At 32.6% G+C, this 18,938-nt stretch carries 19 protein-coding genes; 4 read left to right on the top strand and 15 right to left on the bottom strand.

Going from position 1 to position 18,938, the window contains the following annotated elements; all coding sequences use genetic code 11:
- Positions 1-848: 848 nt before the first annotated feature.
- The 4 genes from ACYUJ6_RS08380 (at position 849) to ACYUJ6_RS08365 (ending at position 4,943) form a co-directional block, all read left to right on the top strand.
- On the top strand, positions 849-1,748 hold the full coding sequence (locus tag ACYUJ6_RS08380) for an acyl-CoA dehydratase activase-related protein (protein ID WP_461845357.1): 900 nt from the start codon (positions 849-851) through the stop codon (positions 1,746-1,748).
- A complete protein-coding gene (locus ACYUJ6_RS08375) occupies positions 1,745-2,842 on the top strand; it encodes a 2-hydroxyglutaryl-CoA dehydratase (protein ID WP_461845356.1) in 1,098 nt (365 codons plus the stop codon). Before ACYUJ6_RS08380 ends, ACYUJ6_RS08375 begins: the two co-directional genes overlap by 4 nt.
- On the top strand, positions 2,823-3,782 hold the full coding sequence (locus tag ACYUJ6_RS08370) for an acyl-CoA dehydratase activase (protein WP_461845355.1): 960 nt from the start codon (positions 2,823-2,825) through the stop codon (positions 3,780-3,782). Before ACYUJ6_RS08375 ends, ACYUJ6_RS08370 begins: the two co-directional genes overlap by 20 nt.
- 303 nt (positions 3,783-4,085) lie before the next feature.
- On the top strand, positions 4,086-4,943 hold the full coding sequence (locus ACYUJ6_RS08365; RefSeq protein ID WP_461845354.1) for a YitT family protein: 858 nt from the start codon (positions 4,086-4,088) through the stop codon (positions 4,941-4,943).
- Between the two features lie 68 nt (positions 4,944-5,011).
- On the opposite strand, the gene ACYUJ6_RS08360 is transcribed toward ACYUJ6_RS08365, so the two are convergent.
- From ACYUJ6_RS08360 to argC, 15 genes are all read right to left on the bottom strand, one after another.
- Positions 5,012-5,224 carry a DUF3006 domain-containing protein gene (locus ACYUJ6_RS08360; protein ID WP_461845353.1) on the bottom strand — a complete coding sequence of 71 codons (213 nt, stop codon included), beginning with the start codon at positions 5,222-5,224 and terminating at the stop codon, positions 5,012-5,014.
- Between the two features lie 55 nt (positions 5,225-5,279).
- Positions 5,280-5,849: a hypothetical protein gene (locus ACYUJ6_RS08355; protein ID WP_461845352.1), complete on the bottom strand. Its 570-nt coding sequence runs from the start codon at positions 5,847-5,849 to the stop codon at positions 5,280-5,282.
- 254 nt (positions 5,850-6,103) lie between these two features.
- Entirely contained in the window at positions 6,104-6,682 is a 579-nt protein-coding gene (locus tag ACYUJ6_RS08350; protein ID WP_461845351.1) for an indolepyruvate oxidoreductase subunit beta, read from the bottom strand.
- A complete protein-coding gene (gene iorA / locus ACYUJ6_RS08345; RefSeq protein WP_461845350.1) occupies positions 6,682-8,472 on the bottom strand; it encodes an indolepyruvate ferredoxin oxidoreductase subunit alpha in 1,791 nt (596 codons plus the stop codon). The genes ACYUJ6_RS08350 and iorA overlap by 1 nt, the downstream gene beginning before the upstream one ends.
- A 226-nt stretch (positions 8,473-8,698) precedes the next feature.
- On the bottom strand, positions 8,699-10,789 hold the full coding sequence (locus ACYUJ6_RS08340; protein WP_461845349.1) for a sigma-54 interaction domain-containing protein: 2,091 nt from the start codon (positions 10,787-10,789) through the stop codon (positions 8,699-8,701).
- Between the two features lie 157 nt (positions 10,790-10,946).
- Positions 10,947-11,153 (bottom strand): DUF1657 domain-containing protein, encoded by a 207-nt coding sequence (locus tag ACYUJ6_RS08335; RefSeq protein ID WP_461845348.1) that lies wholly within the window; start codon positions 11,151-11,153, stop codon positions 10,947-10,949.
- A gap of 22 nt (positions 11,154-11,175) precedes the next feature.
- Complete coding sequence (gene spoVAE, locus ACYUJ6_RS08330; protein WP_461845347.1) at positions 11,176-11,529, bottom strand: stage V sporulation protein AE; 354 nt, start codon at positions 11,527-11,529, stop codon at positions 11,176-11,178.
- 17 nt (positions 11,530-11,546) lie between these two features.
- Positions 11,547-12,548: a stage V sporulation protein AD gene (spoVAD, locus tag ACYUJ6_RS08325; protein WP_461845346.1), complete on the bottom strand. Its 1,002-nt coding sequence runs from the start codon at positions 12,546-12,548 to the stop codon at positions 11,547-11,549.
- Entirely contained in the window at positions 12,549-13,028 is a 480-nt protein-coding gene (gene spoVAC / locus ACYUJ6_RS08320; protein WP_461845345.1) for a stage V sporulation protein AC, read from the bottom strand.
- Between the two features lie 11 nt (positions 13,029-13,039).
- A complete protein-coding gene (locus ACYUJ6_RS08315) occupies positions 13,040-13,900 on the bottom strand; it encodes a YetF domain-containing protein (protein ID WP_461845344.1) in 861 nt (286 codons plus the stop codon).
- A gap of 16 nt (positions 13,901-13,916) precedes the next feature.
- Positions 13,917-14,123: a DUF1657 domain-containing protein gene (locus tag ACYUJ6_RS08310; protein WP_461845343.1), complete on the bottom strand. Its 207-nt coding sequence runs from the start codon at positions 14,121-14,123 to the stop codon at positions 13,917-13,919.
- Positions 14,124-14,290: 167 nt separating this feature from the next.
- Entirely contained in the window at positions 14,291-15,466 is a 1,176-nt protein-coding gene (locus ACYUJ6_RS08305; protein ID WP_461845342.1) for an aspartate aminotransferase family protein, read from the bottom strand.
- Between the two features lie 103 nt (positions 15,467-15,569).
- Positions 15,570-16,421: an acetylglutamate kinase gene (argB, locus tag ACYUJ6_RS08300; RefSeq protein WP_461845341.1), complete on the bottom strand. Its 852-nt coding sequence runs from the start codon at positions 16,419-16,421 to the stop codon at positions 15,570-15,572.
- A gap of 43 nt (positions 16,422-16,464) precedes the next feature.
- Positions 16,465-17,685 (bottom strand): bifunctional ornithine acetyltransferase/N-acetylglutamate synthase, encoded by a 1,221-nt coding sequence (gene argJ, locus ACYUJ6_RS08295; RefSeq protein ID WP_461845340.1) that lies wholly within the window; start codon positions 17,683-17,685, stop codon positions 16,465-16,467.
- A gap of 24 nt (positions 17,686-17,709) precedes the next feature.
- Positions 17,710-18,744, bottom strand: coding sequence for an N-acetyl-gamma-glutamyl-phosphate reductase (argC, locus tag ACYUJ6_RS08290; protein ID WP_461845339.1), 1,035 nt, complete (start codon positions 18,742-18,744; stop codon positions 17,710-17,712).
- Positions 18,745-18,938: the final 194 nt, after the last annotated feature.

The raw sequence follows: 18,938 nt of genomic DNA, 5'->3' as shown, positions 1-18,938 counted from the left end.
ATAACTCCCCTTTCAAAAAATATACTTAACTTCGCTAAATAATCATTTAGCGAAGTTAAGTATTCTATATGGATACCGCAAAATCCTTCTTTTTATATATAATCATTAATTTTTCATAATAAATTTTAGAACAAATTTTCTACATAATATACGCTAAAGTTTATTACATGTATATATTGAACTAATTTGTAAAAATATGTCCTGCAAATTTCATTTTGATTTCAGTTGATAACATTATCATCTGTGTTGCAGAACTATCAAAAATCAAAAATAAATTTTTGATTTTGATATAATTCATATTGTATTTAAATACAGTTATTAACATATTGTGGAAATAAGGTGGATATTTATAAAATTAAAATATTTCCACAATATGGTGATAACTCTGTGAATTCATTTTTCTCACTTATTCTCCATTTTTCTTATGAAAAAATTATAAATTCCCATTATATAAAATCAGGTTACAATCAGCTTATTTTAAATTTTAAAATTCACACTACATTTATAAATGTAGGTTCCAGAACAAATCCTGCATTTTCAATTTAAAAAGAATGGATTTATTTGTAGAATAAGAAAATAAAAAATATATTGATGTATAAAAACTAGGATTATATTTTTTTAAAACTATTTTTTCTAATAGAATTAAAAAAATATGTTTACATTTCTTTATTTACATAATAATTATTATATAAATAAAGAAAAAAATAATTTCTAAAATTGTATAAATTCTAGAAATTAAGATAAAATATACAGGTGTATATAGTTTACGTTTTCTAATAATTTAAAAAGACTGGAGGTTTGCTGCCCTACCATAATTTTTACTATGTATTATGAGCAGCTGTTTATATATGAAAATAGGTATTCCCAAAGGATTGTTGTACTGTAAATACCACCCTTTTGTTGAAACTTTCTTTGAAGAACTGGGTGCGGAAATAGTAACTTCACCTGATACGAATAAATACATACTGGATGCAGGAGTAAAGAACTGTGTAGATGAAGCCTGCCTTCCTATAAAAGTATTCCACGGACATATAACTGCTATAAAAGATAAATGCGACGTAATACTTATTCCCAGGATAATGCAGCTGGAGAAAAGAGAGTTTATTTGTCCTAAATTTTGCGGCCTTCCGGAAATGGTATTAAATGATATTCCAGATATGCCTCCTGCACTGACTTATCCAATATATGCCTTTTCTAAAAAGAAATTCAGAAGCTGGGTATTAAATGCAGGCTTAATATGTACCAAGAATATTTTTAAAATCAGAAAAGCTTATAAAAAGGCTTTAGGAGCACAATATAATTACAAAGCACCTTCGGATAATTCAAATTTTCCATTAAAAGTAGCCTTGGCGGGTCATCCGTACAACTTAAATGACAGTTTTACAAATATGAATATAGTAAAAAAACTAAATGAACTTGGAATTGGCATACTCACTGAAGAAAATATAGATGAGAATATAATAGATGCAGAAGCTGCAGAACTGTTTAAAAAACCATTTTGGACTTTTGCTAAAAATTCTTACGGCTTTTCGACTTATCTATCCAAAAACAAGAAGGTGGATGGAATAATTTATATATCCTCCTTTGCCTGTGGTATAGACTCTGTAGTAATAGAACTTATAAAAAACAAATTGAACAATTTTCCTCTTCTCATATTAAAAATAGATGAACAAACCGGGGAAGCAGGCTTCAATACTAGAATTGAAGCTTTTCACGATATGCTGGAAAGGAAGTGTCTCAACTCATGAAAATAACTTTTCCCCATCTTGGAAATACTTTTCTTGCTGCAAAAGCCATATTTGATGGACTTGGAATTGATTATGTAATTCCACCTTCAAGCAATAAGGATGCATTGGAAATAGGTTCACAATATTCTCCTGAAGAAATGTGTCTCCCCTTTAAAATAATGATAGGAAACTATATCCAAAGCATAAAAAATGGTGCAGATACAATCTTAATAGTTGGGAGCTGTGGTCCCTGCAGGTTTGGTGAATATTGTGAACTTCAGATGAATCTTTTAAAAAAATTGGGATACAACTTGAATTTTATAGTGCTGGATTATCCAAAGGATATAGGTTTAAAAGAACTTTTTAGAAGAATAAATATCATAGCTTCAGGGAGTAAGAAAAATACTGTGGAAAAATTAAAAATAGCCGCTTCTGGCCTTAAAGTAATAAACCTGATGGATGATATTGAAAAAAAAGCTAAAATTCTCTCCGGTTATGAACTGCAAAAAGGTCAATGCAGAGATATTTTAAATAGGTGCAGAAAAAGAGCCCTTGAAACCACCTCGCCGGAAGAGATGATATGTGCATTAAAAAGTCACATGAAAAAATTAGATGAAGTTCCTATTCTCAAGCATAAAAAACCTCTAAGGATTGCCATAATAGGTGAAATATATACTATAATAGAGCCTTTCTCAAATTTATTTATAGAAGAGAAACTCATGAATTATGGCGTATCCACAGTTAGATATATAACTCCTAGCTGGTGGGTTAAAGATATGGCTCTGTCACCATTTAAATTAAATTCTATCAATATAAGGAGAGCTTCCAAAAAATATCTTCCCTTTTATGTAGGCGGTCATGCCAGAGAATGTATAGGAGAGGCTGTTCTGGCAAGTGAAAAGGGATTTGATGGTGCAATTCAGATTTTTCCCGTAGGATGCATGCCGGAAATCGTATCAAAATCCATACTTCCCACTATAGCAAAAGACAAAAACTTTCCTATACTTACCCTGATAGTAGATGAAATGACCGGTGAAGCAGGATATATAACCAGAATAGAAGCTTTCCTAGATTTACTTGAAAGGAGAAAAAACAATGTATTATATGGGAGTTGATGTAGGTTCCGTCAGTACAGATATTGTAGTAGTAGATGAAAAAATAAATGTCCTTGATTCCTTATATTTAAGGACAAAAGGAAGACCTATAAATGCAATTCAAGAGGGATTTAAATTTTTAAAAAACAAATATGAGGATAAAGATATATCAGCAGTGGGGACTACAGGGAGCGGCAGACAAATCGCCGCCTCAATTATAGGTGCCGATGTAGTTAAAAATGAAATAACTTCCCATGCCGTTGCTTCCTTACATCTGGATCCAAATGTAAGAACCATAATAGAAATAGGAGGTCAGGATTCCAAAATAATACTGTTGCAAAATGGTATTGTAATAGATTTTGCAATGAATACGGTATGTGCAGCAGGAACTGGTTCCTTTCTTGACAGACAGGCATCAAGGCTGGATATTCCCATAAATGAATTTGGAAATTATGCCTTAAAATCCACCTGCCCTGCCAGAATAGCCGGAAGATGTGCTGTATTTGCCGAATCGGACATGATACACAAGCAGCAGTTGGGCTGCAGTAATCCAGATATAATAAAAGGATTGTGCAATGCCCTAGTCAGAAATTATTTAAATAATGTAGCTAAAGGAAAAGACATACAGTCAGAAATATTTTTTCAAGGTGGGGTTGCAGCCAATATAGGAATAAAAAATGCTTTTGAGGAAGTATTGGGTGAAGAAATAGTAGTACCTAAAAATTTCAAAGTAATGGGAGCTATAGGTGCAGCTATTCTGGCAAAGGAAAGTTTGGAAAAAGGCAATACTTTTACCAGGTTCAAGGGATTTGATCTGATAAATACAAACTTTATATCCAAAAGTTTTGAATGTACGGGATGCCCTAACAGATGTGAAGTTATAAAAATACTCGGCAGTAAAAAAATTATAGGTTTTTTTGGTGGTAGGTGTGAAAAGTGGAATAAAACTATTTCTGCATAGAAATAGTTTTATTTAATTATATACGATAGATTTAACCCAATTTGACATAAAGTAAAATTTTAATATATAATATATATAAGAGTTATATATAATTCTTATATTATTAATAAAATTCATTTAATCTTATATTATGGTTTCAATACCACAATATCCATAAATTTCATGTTTTTATTATTTATTTTCAAATATCTTTGTTGTATAACTTATCTTTTTATATAGCATATAATTTTATGAAGGTTATTTCATTTCTCATAATATTTATAAATAACTATGGAATAAAATTCACATAAAGGATGTGGTTCAATGTCAAAAAAATCCCATAAAATATTTAAAACAGCCAGTAAAATAGCACTGATGTTCGTAGGAGCTACTCTGGCATCCATAGCTTTAGAATTATTTTTAATCCCCAATAATGTAATAGATGGAGGTATTACCGGTATATCAATTATATCCAGTTATCTTACAAAATTACCTCTTGGTCTATTTATCTTTGTATTAAATATACCCTTTCTATTAGTGGGATATAAACACATTGGAAAAACTTTCACACTTTCCACTTTATTTTCTGTAACATCTCTGTCAATTATGGTATCTCTTCTCAAACCAATTAGTGGTGTCACGAATGATACTCTTCTGGCCTCGGTCTTCGGCGGAATAATACTTGGAGTTGGAGTTGGATTGATGATAAGAAGCGGAGGCTCATCAGACGGTACTGAAATTATAGCTATAATTTTAGACAAAAGAACCGGGTTTTCTATAGGTGAAATAGTAATGTTTTTTAATATATTCATATTAAGCAGTGCTGGTCTTGTATTTGGTTGGGACAGGGCCATGTATTCACTTGTAACTTATTTTATAGCTTTTAAAGTAATTGACATAACCGTAGAAGGACTGGATGAATCAAAATCCGTATTGATAATTTCAGATCAATACACTGATATAACCGACGCAATTTTAGCAAGGTTGGGAAGAGGAGTTACGCTTTTGGATGGTAAAGGAGGCTATACCAATACCCCAACTAATGTAATATATGTAATAGTATCACGTCTGGAAATAGCCAAACTGAAATCTATAGTTTATGATTTCGATAGTACTGCACTTATAACCATTGGCAATGTTGAAGTTTCAGGAAAGAGTTATAAGAAAAAATCAATACATTAGCAATTGCAATTATCAGCAGACACGGAAGGGGTATGTTTTCGTATCTGCTGATTGCATATTAAAAAGCTTTAGTTCCAGATATCCCTGGTCAGAGAATTAATTTTTCCCTTCCTTTTTTCAGTTTCCTCTATATTTATAGTTATTTTATTCTTGCATATATCAAGCACACAACCTTGTTTTGCACCCTTAGGTAAATTTATTCTCTTTATATCCATCATGGTTCCATCCTCTTTTTCGCAAACAGCATATGGCCCTTCAAATCTGTCTATTATAACCCTCATTTAAATCCCCACCTCATAAAATTTAACTATATTTTTTATTATACTATAGATTCTGCTAGAATATATTTTTTTTATCAATTAATATATAAATTTTATTTTTACCTTTTATTAGAGGATTCAAAAAACTTATGGCTTTTACATTAATTAAGAATTCTAATATAAATCCAACTGATATCCAGAATATGCTATTTACAATTATATAGGCAGTAAAATAAACTATATAATTCAAAGTAAAGCTGAGATTTTTTAATATATGGGAATTAGGCTCTATTGCAAATATAGAATAAAAAATTCCAAGAGGAACCCATAGACTTAAAATTCCCAGAATAACTTCACTTAATTTAACAACAAATGATCTTTTTGAAAAATTTCCATTAAAAAACTTCTCATATAAATTCCATTTTATACTTTGTGATATTATTAAAAGAATTGAAAAAGCTGCAGCCATGTATACAATATAAAATATGAATTCCTTTAAAAGATAAAACTGTTTAAGTGTAAAAATTTTTACCACTAAAAATATGAATATAAATATAAATGCAAGTATGAGATTTTTAACATCCAATATAAATTTTATTTTTCCTTTAATTTTCATTCTATTCCACTCTTCGCAATAATAATTCATGATTTCTCCTTTCTAAAAAATTTGTACATTGTGCCATTATTACAATTATCCCCCTTTATGATATTTATATTAACATTATATTTATCAATAAGCTTTTTTGATAATTTATTTATTATATGCAAGAATCGGATTTTATCCATCTTTTGTAAGTATATCCTATTTTAATTATACAATATTTTTATTGATTTTGATTAAATAAAGCAAATAAAAAATCACTATTAAAAATTTATCTTAAATAGCGATTTTTTATTTGTCTATGATATATTCATTCCGACTTTTATAGCTCTTATATTTAAATCCTCAAACTGTTCCTTTACATTTTTCCTTACAGCTTTCTCCCAATCCACTTCCGGAAGCTGCAGGCTCTTTAATAGGCCCCCCAGCATAATTATATTTTGTGATTTTATATTTCCAAGTTTTTTAGCTTCCTCTGCTGCATTGATCACCGTAACATTTTTTATATGAGATTTTATATTTTCAATAACATTTTCAGGATATTTTTCTTTTTCTGAAAGCACGGTAGCTGAAGGTATCTTATAATCATTTACAATTAATTTTCCATCCCATTTCAAATAATCAATCCATCTTATTGATTCTATTTTCTCAAAGGCAACAATTGCATCTGCATTGCTTTTTCCAATAATGGGTGAATATACCTTATCTCCATATCTAACCTGTGTAGTAACGCTTCCACCTCTTTGAGCCATACCATGCACTTCTGACATTTTCACATCATAACCTGCTGATATAAGACCTGAAATAAGTATTTTAGATGCCAGTATAATTCCCTGTCCGCCAACTCCCACAAATAAAATATTTTTTACTCTGTTCATTATCTGTCACCTGCCTTTTCTATTGCCTGGAAAGGACATATTTGAGCACATAGAGAACATCCTGCACAAATGTCTTCATCTATGTGTGAAAAATTTGAAACTGATATAGCCGGACATCCTAATTTTATGCACATCCTGCACTTCTTGCATTTTTCCTCATTTACCCTATACACAGTCTTGTTAAGATTAAATTCTTTCTTATCTTCTTTACTCAACTTTTTAAGTGCACAAGGCCACTTGGTTATAATTACCGAAGGTTCGTCAATTTCCAATGCTTTATTTAAAGCAGATTCTGTTTCACTTAAATCAAGGGGATTCACCGTCCATATATTTCTTATTCCAAGAGCACTGCACAGACCGGCTATATCTATAGCATTAGTCTTTTCCCCCATTAAAGTATATCCTGTACCTGGATTTTGCTGATGACCTGTCATTGCAGTTATCCTGTTGTCTAATATTATAGTAACTGAATTTCCCTTATTATAAACTATATCAATTAAGCCTGTAATTCCTGAATGAAAGAAGGTTGAATCCCCCATTACCCCTACCACTTTTTTATCTACTCCATTAATTCTAAACGCCTTTTCAGCTCCATGTGAAGTAGTTATGGATGATCCCATGCAGATACACGTATCCATTGCATTTAAAGGTTCAGCGCAGCCTAAAGTATAACAGCCTATATCCCCTGTTATCATTATATCTTTTTTCTTGGATAAAGCATAAAATAACCCTCTATGTGGACACCCTGCACATAAGGTAGGGGGTCTTGATATAATTCCCCTTTTTAAATCTTCTATAAGACCAGCTGGTTTTCTTTCACCTTTATTGTTTATACCCAAAATCGAGGAGGTGATAATATCCGGATTCAATTCACCTACATTTGGTATCCTTTCTTTTCCTATACACTTAATGCCTTTTGCTTTAATCTGATCTTCCATATAAGGTTCCAATTCCTCAATTACATAAAGGGTTTTCACCTTTTGGGCAAATTTTTTTATTTTTTCAAAGGGAAGTGGATTGGTAAAACCAATCTTTAGATAAGATGCACCACTGCCAAATACCTCTTTTGAATATTCATAACTTATTCCTGAAGTTATGATTCCTATATCTCTATTTCCCCATTCAATTCTGTTTAGATCAGTGCTATTACTGAATTCCTCTAATTTTTTCAACTTATTTTCCACTATTACATGAAGTTTTTTTGCATTTGCAGGTATGGTTATAAATTTAGATATATTTTTTAAATATGGTTTTATCTCCACATCTTCTCTCAATTCCATCTCTACTAAAGACTTGGAATGGCATATTCTAGTGGAAACCCTGAAAACCACTCCCGTATCAAATTCTTCAGATATTTTAAAGGCTTTTTTTATAAAGTCTTTGCATTCCTGACTGTCACTTGGCTCTATCATGGCCATTTTAGAAAATTTACCATAATATCTATTATCCTGCTCATTTTGTGAAGAATGCATACCTGGATCATCTGCGGAAACTAGAACAAAACCTCCATTAACTCCAGTATACCCAAATGTCATAAGAGGATCTGCCGCCACATTTAATCCAACATGTTTCATTGCTGTAAGGGATCTTGCTCCTGCAATTGATGCACCTATTGCTACTTCCGCTGCCACTTTTTCATTTGGTGCCCATTCCGAATATATATTTTTGTAATTTGAAATATTTTCAAGTATTTCTGTAGAAGGTGTTCCCGGATAAGCTGATGCTACAGTTCCACCTGCCTCATAAAACCCCCTTGCAATAGCTTCATTGCCTGTCATAAGTCTTTTCATTTATATACTCCTTCCAAAATAATACTTTAATATATACAAATTTAAAAGCACAATTTCATTTCATGCTATAATTTAGGAGCATATATTATGCCAGATGTTTTACAGAGAAGAAAGCCTTATTTTCTAAAGATATTCATATATAAAAGGGTTAAATGGGGAAATATATTACACCATTTAACCCTTTTACATATGAAATTTATTATACAGTGATTCTCAGCTGTGTATGTTAGCAATGGTAGCCTTCCCATAGACCATTGTCTTTCAAATAGTTTAATACCTTCCTGCCAAATTTCGTAATTACACTCCCCCCTCTTCCACTATTTATTTTTATCATCAAATTTTTTTCCAGCTCTATAAGTATAACCCTTATCTCCTGTTCACTTAAAAAGATATTTTTTTGTCTGGCTATCTTGTATAAACTCCGTCTTCCCATTCTCTTTTCATTTTTAAAACCCTTATCTAATTCCTCCAATATAAATATGTATTTCTCCATATCCTTGTCAATTTCACTTAAAAATTTTTTCAAAATGATTTTTTGATTTTTATCCAATATATTTTTTATATTTTTATGAAACTTTTCACTATAAAAAGGCAGGTCTTTTAAATCTATTCTCTTAATTCCCAAACTAGAAAAATATTCTATGTAATTTTTAAGTTCTCTTACGTTCCCCTTCCAGTTATAACCGGTTAAAGCATCTTCAGCGGATTTTGTCAGGGTAAAGCAGGCATTCAACTGATCTTTTATGTCATTGAATAAAGGTATTATATCTTCCCTTCTGTACCTCAATGGTGGTAAATTCAATGGAAGCACACTTAATCTATAATATAGATCTTCCCTAAACTTTCCTTCATCTATCATATCTTTCAAGTTCCTGTTAGTTACAGATATGATCCTAATATCTACTTTGATCAAGCCACTTCCTCCTATTCGCATAACCTCTCTTTCCTGAAGCACTCTTAAAAGCTTTGTCTGAAGGTTTAAGGGCATTTCACCTATTTCATCCAGAAACAAAGTACCCTTATGCGCAAGTTCAAATAATCCCGGTTTCCCTCCTTTTCTAGCTCCTGTAAAGGCACCTTCTTCATATCCAAACAATTCACTTTCCAACAAGCTTTCAGCAATAGCAGCACAATTTACAGCTACAAAAGGGTACTCCCTTCTTTTTGAACTGTTATGTATGGCCTGGGCAAATAATTCCTTACCAGTACCGCTTTCTCCAGTTATCAATATTGATGAGTCTGAATTTGCCATTCTCCCTGCAATTTCCTTATACTTTTTTATAATTTCACTTTCCCCAAATATATCTTCAAACTTATATTTTGCCCTATATCCTTGTCCAATTATTTGGGCTCTAAATCTATATTGTTTTTTTTCTATATCATTAAATTTCTTAATGATAATAACCACACCGTAAAGTATGCCTGAATTAACTAACGGATGTGCAGATAATACAACATCATATCCTTTTATTTTTATAAGCCTTTCCTTAATTGGCCTTATATTTTTCAGAACCATTCCAAAGGAAACATGTGGTATTAAATCAATTATATTTTTTCCCATGGCATTGTCCTTACTTACACCGATTATTTCTTCCGCCCCTTCATTATAAGTGTAGATCTTCCCTTCGGTGTCAATTCCTATTATGCCATCATTAAGAACCTGCAGCAGTATTTTAAGTTCGCTTCCAAAACGATTTGTCTGTCCTATTATATGAGAAAGCCCAAAATTCCTACTGACAATCTCCTTATATCCCATTCTAATATTTTGATTTTGTAAAATATGAAGTAAATTTAACTTTTCTCCTATATCAATTATAGTACTTATATCCAGAAGACTATGCCCTATGTTTATAATTTTTTTAGCTCCTTCAATATTACAGGAGGATTTTCCCAACAAAATAAGGTTTTTTCCCATCATATTCTTATCAATGCCAGGATATATAGGCGTGATTTCTATATGCTTTATTCCAAGTTCATATAATAAGCATACCATTTCTATAGCCATTTCCATACTTTCATCTAAAAGCCCCAAGTGCATTCCCCTGGGAATATTCATTATTTTACAAAATCCAGCTTTTGAAATAGTCCTGTTTGCAAATACTATTTTACTTTCTGGATTCAAATATTGTTTCACCTTTTTTAAAGTATGGTAGGACTGCACCAGTATAAGATCTGCATTTATTCCCTTCCTTATTTCTGACTCATCTATATAGATTTTTTCTATTGATAAATTATTGGAAAACAAGGCAGTAATTTGTTTTCCATAGGTATCCACTGCATCTTTTCCATAACCTATTATTGCAATTTTTTTATTCATATTTTTCATCCTCTAAATTAATTGTTTTTTACAGTATATCATATTTACTTCAATTAATTTCAAACATAAAGACTATAATTATCCATATTAACATATTGATAATTATAGTCTTGGTATTAAGCTGCATATAAAAATATTAATTTGTTTGCAACAACTATTACAGTTTGGTATACTGAGGTTCTTGCTGCTGAATATATTTTTGTCTTCCATTGAGAACTTGTAGAGCATCATCTAAATTTTTTGCTATATTTTGAAAATCATTTTTTGCATTTTGATCCTGAGTTTCCAGGGCAAATGTTTTCATAGTTGCAGCTGCACTTTGTATCCCGGCTATTGCCTGCTGCATTTGAGTTCCAACTGTCATATTTATCACCTCCTTTAAATGATTATCCTTTAGGTTTAAATAATAGAGCTCCGATAAATCCAAAAATTATAGCAGCAGATATACCTGCACTGGTAACTTCAAAAATTCCAGTTAAAACTCCTATTATTCCAAACTCCTTGGCTTCCATAATAGCACCTTTTACAAGTGAATTTCCAAAGCTGCTTATAGGTACAGAAGCACCTGCTCCAGCAAACTTTATAAGTGGTTCATATAGTCCAAATCCCCCTAATATGGCCCCCACTACTACAAGTGTAGTTGTGGTATGAGCCGGCGTAAGTTTAAAAACATCCATCATAATCTGCCCTATTACACATATTATTCCTCCTACTACAAATGCCCAGAAAAACTTTTCCATATAAATGCACCTCTTTTCTATGCTTCTATAGACACTGCATGAGCAACACAAGGTATGCTTTCCTTTTGCTGATAGGACATAGGTGACATAAGGGCCCCTGTTGCTATTATCAATATTTTATTTATCTTTTTTCGATTCATTTCTTTTAAAAAGTGTCCATAAGTTACTGTAGCAGAGCAAGCGCATCCACTGCCACCTGAAAATACAGGCTGATCCTTTTTATACATTAGAATACCACAATCAGTGAATACTCCCTGTGGAAATTCGAATCCATCCCTTTTTAACATTTCTTTGGCTATATCATGACCTATCTTTCCCAAATCACCAGTAGCTATAATATCATAATAGGAAGGATCTCTATTCAAGTCCCTAAAATGTGCCTCTATTGTATCAACTGCAGCAGGTGCCATGGCCGCTCCCATATTAAAAGGATCAGAAATCCCCATATCTATTACTCTACCTATGGTAGCTGAAGTAACTTTAGGCTTATCATACCCTTTCCCCACCACTGCAGCTCCAGCTCCTGTTACTGTCCATTGTGCAGTAGGCGGTTTTTGACCTCCATATTCAGTGGGATACCTGAATTGTTTTTCTGCAGCTGCATTATGGCTTGAAGTTCCACAGAGAACATATTCAGCTCCATTGCTGTCTACAATAAATGAAGATATAGCCAATCCCTCCATAGAACTTGAACAGGCTCCAAATATGCCTAAATAAGGTATCTTAAGACTTCTGGCAGAAAAACTGCTGCTGGTTATCTGATTCATAAGATCTCCACTAACAAAAAAATTTATATCTTCTTTTTTAACCTTTGAATTTTTTATAGCAAGATTACAGGCTTCTTCCAGTAATTTTTTTTCAGCTTTTTCAAAACTATCCTGGCCAAGCCATATATCCTCATGAAGTAAATCAAATTCTCTGGCCAGGGCACCTTTTGCCTCAAAAGGTCCGCCTACAGCAGAACATCCAAGTATAATAGGCTTCGTTTCAAATATCCAGGATTGATGTCCTTGAATCATTTAAATCCCACCTAACCATTGAATAATTATTCTTATAATAGTTACTACAAATGCGGAAAAAACTCCAAAAGTTATTACGGATCCTGCCAACTTAAACATGTTTCCTCCTACTCCTAAAACAAATCCTTCACTTTTATGTTCTATGGCACAGGATGCAATGGAATTTGCAAAACCGGTAACAGGTATGGCAGTGCCTGCCCCAGCCCACTGGGCAATATGATCAAATACACCGAACCCTGTAAGAAGTACGGATACTATAATCAAAACGGCAGAAGTAGGGTTTCCTGCAGTTGCTTCAGTAAAATTAAAATACTTTATAAACATGACTTGCAAACCCTGGCCTATTGTACATATAACTCCGCCTACTAAAAATGCCTTTAAACAATTTGTAAAAACCTTTCTTTTGATTTCATTTTCTTTTGCAAGATTTTGATACTGCTGTTGTGCAGGCGTTAGCTTTTTTTTCTTTTTATCAGACATTTTATCACCTTCTATCCCAACAAATAGGGTTTTAATTTTTCCAGTATGTTTTTTAATATAAGAGAATCTTTTTTATAGATATCCTGTGCATTTTTATCCTGTGTATCCAAAGTAAAGGACATTAAATCTGCTTCTGCCTTTCCCAGGCTGGCATATAACATCTCTCTTACATTTGACTGTGGGACTTCAATCATGTCATCAAACAAATCTACATAGAGCTCACCTTTTGAATTTACCTGACCTATAAATACATTATCCAAAGACACTCCCTGCAATTCCAGCTGCTCATTTAACCATCCCTGATTTAATCCCAGATTGCTCAAGGATTCATTTATTACATTTCCATCTAGTATTACAGTCTGGGGTGCTCCGTCCTGTGAGGTCTGTATTCCCAAGTCCTTTGGAGTAACTGGCTTTTTCTCGGATTTTAGTATTACATTTATGTCTCCTGTAGATTCCATTATTGCAAATTCTACATCTGCCAGATTAAACACATTTTTGGAACGAAGCTCTCTCAGCAGATCCTCACCGCTATACCTTATTTTACTTAAATTTTCCTCCATGACTTTTCCTTTTTTTACAACTACTATTTCTTTCCCATTTATCAAGTCATACATAAATTTGCTTCTCATACATATATAATCTAAAGTTATTGGTAAAAACACCCAAACAGCTAAAGCAAGTATGCCAAATACCCAGTTAGGTATAATATTTACAGAAATCAATGCAATCAAAACAGCTATTATAATGTAATTTATAAAATTAAAAGGAGTTATTTTAGCCCATCGTTTTTTACCCAGCATTTTTATACAAACCAGGGACAAAAAAAACAATGCTGTGGATTTTAATAAAATTGCAATCCAGATCTTCATATATTATTCCTCCAAATCAATTACCTTTATACTGCGGTTCTTCATATTCTAAAAATTTTATTCTCTTATTTAAATCCTGAGTTATACCTTCTACACCTTCAAAGGCCTCTCTATACACAGCTCTGGCCTTTTTATCCTGTTCCTGCAGAGAATATAATCTCAAGGTGCTTTCTGCACCTTTAAGAGTAATCAGTGTTTGTTTTACTTTGGATCCCACAGTCAACTTCTAAAACCTCCTACTCATGCTATATTTTTTTATTTACAAAGTTTAACTAACTATTTTAATCTAGTTTTACCTTGTTTGTATAAATTATTACATGTAATTTTATGAATTTTTAACCGCAAAAATAGCCCCGGCTTACTTTTAATAAGCTGGGGCCTTTTAACTATCTACATACTCTCTATAACTTCATATATTATATTTAATCCTTTTTCCAATTCCTCTTTGGAAACTACAAGAGGTGGAAGAAGCCTTACTACATTGTTTTTACCGGCAGTCAACACAAGGATACCTTTTTCAAAAATCCTTTTTTGCACTTCAGAAGCTTTCCCTTTGATTTCTATGCCTACCATCAATCCCATTCCACGAACTTCTTTTATATTCTTAAAAGATTTATTTTTAAAAAACTCCTTAATAAATTTTCCCTTGTCAGCTACTTCTTCTAAAAATTTTTCATTGGAAATTTCGTTTAATATTTCTATAGCTCCAGCTGCACAAACTGGATTTCCCCCGAAAGTTGAACCGTGATCCCCATATTTAAAGGTATTTTTAAGCTTTTCATTACAAAGCACAGCACCCATGGGCAGACCCCCGCCGAGAGCTTTGGCTACAGATATAATATCCGGATGTACATCGTAATTGTTAAATCCATATAATTTTCCTGTTCTTCCAAGGCCACATTGAATCTCATCACATATAACTAAGATATCTTTTTTTTCACTTATTTCAAATACCTTGTGGACAAATTCACTGCTTAAAGGATTTACTCCCCCTTCTCCTTGAACTGCTTCTATCATAATAGCACAAACACTCGGATCCACAGCTTTTTCCAAAGCTTCCACAGTTATATCAATATGTTTGAATCCTTCTGGAAAAGGATAAAAGTATTTATGGAGTTCCTCTTCTCCGGTAGCTTCCAATGCAGCCATTGTTCTTCCATGGAAACTCCTGTCCAAAGTAATTATAGTATTTCTTCCATTCCCATACTTTTCAAAGCTATACTTTCTGGCAAGTTTTATAGCCCCCTCATTGGCCTCTGTTCCCGAATTGCAAAAAAATACCTTACTCATACTTGAAATTTCTGTAAGCTTTTTAGCCAGTTCTAGTATAGGAACATTTAAAACTATATTTGATGTATGGGCTAATTTTTCCAGTTGATCTTCAACAGCTTTAATCCATTTCTCATTTCCACGGCCTAATGCCATAACTCCGATACCTGAAGTGAAGTCCAGATATTCTTTATTTGAAACATCATATAGCTTGCATCCCTTTCCATGGGTAAATACTACGGGAAGATGATTATAAGTGTTCATTAAATATTCCTTTGCATAATGTAAATAATCCATATAAATTTCCATCTACAAAACTTATACAGCCTTGTAAATGGTCTTGCCCCCTTTTTTATTATAAATTTTTAATACACTTTAGCAAATTGTTTTAACTTCAATTTTAAAAGATCATGGTTCCTATGCCGCTTTTCGAAAACAATTCTACAAGAAGACAGTGAGGAACTCTTCCATCAATAATGTGAGCACTTTTAACCCCGCATTTGACAGCTTCAACACAGCAGTTTACTTTAGGTATCATTCCGCCTTTTATAATATTGCTTTCATATACCTTGGGAATATCCTGCAATTTTAATTCTGAAATCAGTGTGGAAGGATCTTCTGCATCCCTCATAACTCCAGGTACATCTGTAAGAAGTATCAAATTCTGCGCTTTTAAAGCTGCTGCAATTCTAAAAGTACAAGTGTCTGCATTTATATTATATAATTCCCCCCTATTTCCTCTAGCTACACTGCTTATTACTGGAATATAACCGTTGTCTATAGAATTATTAATAATTTCAGTATTTATATTTACTATTTCCCCAACCCTTCCTAAATCCACTTTAAAAGAAACCTTTTTGGCTTCAATCATAGCACCATCTATTCCACATAGTCCTATGGATTTTCCACCATAACTTTCAATCAGATTCACCAAATCCTTATTGACCTTTCCGCAAAGCACCATTTGAACTATATCCATGGTTTCGTTATCTGTATATCTCAATCCATCTATAAAAATACTTTTTTTATTCAGCCTTTTTAAATGAGAGGAAATAAAAGGCCCTCCTCCATGAACCACTACTATATTTATTCCAACGCATTTCATAAGTACCAGATCATTTATAACACATCTTTTAAGTTTTTCATCTTTCATTACACTGCCACCATACTTCACAACTATAGTTTTACCTCTGTATTTCTGAATATAGGGCAGTGATTCTGCTAAAACTTTTGCCACTTCATTATAATCCATTATGCGCCCCCTTTTTTTAATATAAGCACTACAATTTAAATTTTTACGACATATAACTTCCATTGATTTTTATATAATCATAAGTTAAATCACATCCCCAGCAGCAAACACTGCAGCTGCCTGAATTAAAATTCAAAATTATACTCACTTCATCTTGTGACAATATATCCGCTGCCTTATCATTTGAAAAATTCACAGGCTCTCCATCTTTAAATACCAGTACATTTCCCTTGGAACTTTCCATAGAAACCTGCAGCTTATTTATATCAAAATCCACTCCGGAGTATCCAACTGCATCCAGTATTCTTCCCCAATTTGCATTGCACCCAAAGAAAGCAGTTTTAACCAGGCTGGAGCATATTACTGACTTTCCAAGTATTTCAGCTTCCTCTTCATCAGCTGCATTTAAAACTCTGCACTCTATAAGTTTTGTAGCACCTTCCCCATCTTTTGCAATCATTTTGGCAATCTTTATATTTAATTTTTTAAGTGCCTCCAGAAATACCTTGTAATCATCATTTTCTTCTTCTATTACAGGATTTCCAGCTAATCCATTTGCAAGTATAAGCACCATATCGTTAGTTGAAGTATCCCCATCTACTGAAACCCTGTTATAACTTACCTTTACACTTTCTTTTAAAGCTTTTTCCAAAAGCTCAGAACTTATATTTATATCCGTTGTTATAAAGGAAAGCATAGTTCCCATATTGGGGTGTATCATTCCAGAACCCTTGGCCATAACTCCAACAGTTGCTGTTTTGCCGCCAATCTCTAATTTCAAAGCCATTGTTTTTTGGACAGTATCTGTAGTCATAATAGCTTTTGAAGCATCACTGTATCCCTGCTTATCCAATTTTTCAACAAGTTCAGGTACTGCATTTTTTATAGCGCCAATATTTAATTTAAACCCTATAATTCCTGTAGATGCAACAAGTACATCATCACTTTCAATTCCAAGTTCTTTTGCTGCATACTCGCACATCTGCTCTGCATTTTTTATTCCTTCCTCACCTGTGCAGGTATTTGCATTGCCGCTATTTGCAATAATTGCCTGAGCACTTTTATTTTCCAAATGTTTCTTAGTAACTAAAAGCGGTGAACCTTTCACTTTGTTCTTCGTATAAACTCCTGCTGAATTGCAAAGTTTAATAGATTTTATAAGTGCCAAATCTTTTAAATTTTCACCTTTAAGACCACAGCTAATTCCTGAGGATAAAAATCCCTTTGGAGAAGTAACTCCACCCTCAATAATTTGAAATTTCATTTTAACAGCCTCCTTGAAATTTAATTAAAAAACTGCAGGAACATCTGTAAGACCTTCTGTTTCATCAAATCCCAGAAGAATATTCATATTCTGAATTCCCTGTCCTGCTGAACCCTTCATCATATTATCCAAACAAGATATAATTATCAATTTATTATTTTCTTCATCAAAATGCAGAGATATATGACAGTAATTTGAAAATCTGATATTATTTATTTTTGATATTTCCCCAAGGGGAAGTACTTTTACAAAATGCTCTTTTCTATAGAATTCACAATATTTTTCATGCACTTTTTCTATATCTATTGGTTTTTGAGGAGTTGTATAAATTGTAGATAAAATTCCCCTGTTTATTGGGATTAAATGAGGTACAAATGTCAGTTTTATGTTGTTCTTGGATATATTACCCAAATTTTCTTCTATTTCCGGTGTATGCCTGTGATTTGCTACTTTATAAGGAGCAAAACTTTCATTGCAATTTACAAAATGACTGTTTTCAGTGAGATTTTTCCCAGATCCGGTGAGCCCTGATTTACAATCTGCAATTATCCCCTTCTCCTCTATTAACCCTTCGGAAATAAGGGGTAAAAGGGCAAGTTCAACAGAAGTAGCATAACATCCCGGATTACCTATAATTTGTGATTTTCTTATACGTTCTCTATTTAATTCCGGAAGTCCATATACAGCTTGTTCATGTAAACTACGTGTAAGAAAACTTTTACCATACCATTTTTTATATAAAGATTCATTTTTAAATCTAAAATCCGCCCCCATATCTATACATACCTTGTCTTTGTGAATTGCCTTTTCAACAATAGATTCACTTAACCCGCTGGGCAATGCCAAAAATATCAAGTCACTTTTTTCCATAACTTCCTGCTGGCTTTCACATACAAGTTCATTGAGCCCGTAAAATCCTGGATATATACTGGAAATAGATTTTCCTTTATATTGAACAGAAGATATTCCTGATATTTTCACTTTATTATGATTTGACAAAAGCCTTACAAGCTCCGCCCCAACATAACCTGTTCCTCCAATAATTCCTACTTGCATCAAATTATTTTCCCCCTCTTTAAATAGATTTATTTATGGAAATTATAAGCTGACAGTTTTCATATTTATTTTAAATATGTAGTTATTATATGACTTTATGAATAAATATGCAATATTTTTTATAAAAATTAATTTATTTTTTTAATTAACCTATAATACATAGGATTTATCATTATATTACGTTGTTATTGCAGCTT

The sequence above is a fragment of the Clostridium sp. JNZ X4-2 genome, from assembly GCF_054889485.1.
This window is presented reverse-complemented; position numbering and strand designations above follow the sequence as displayed.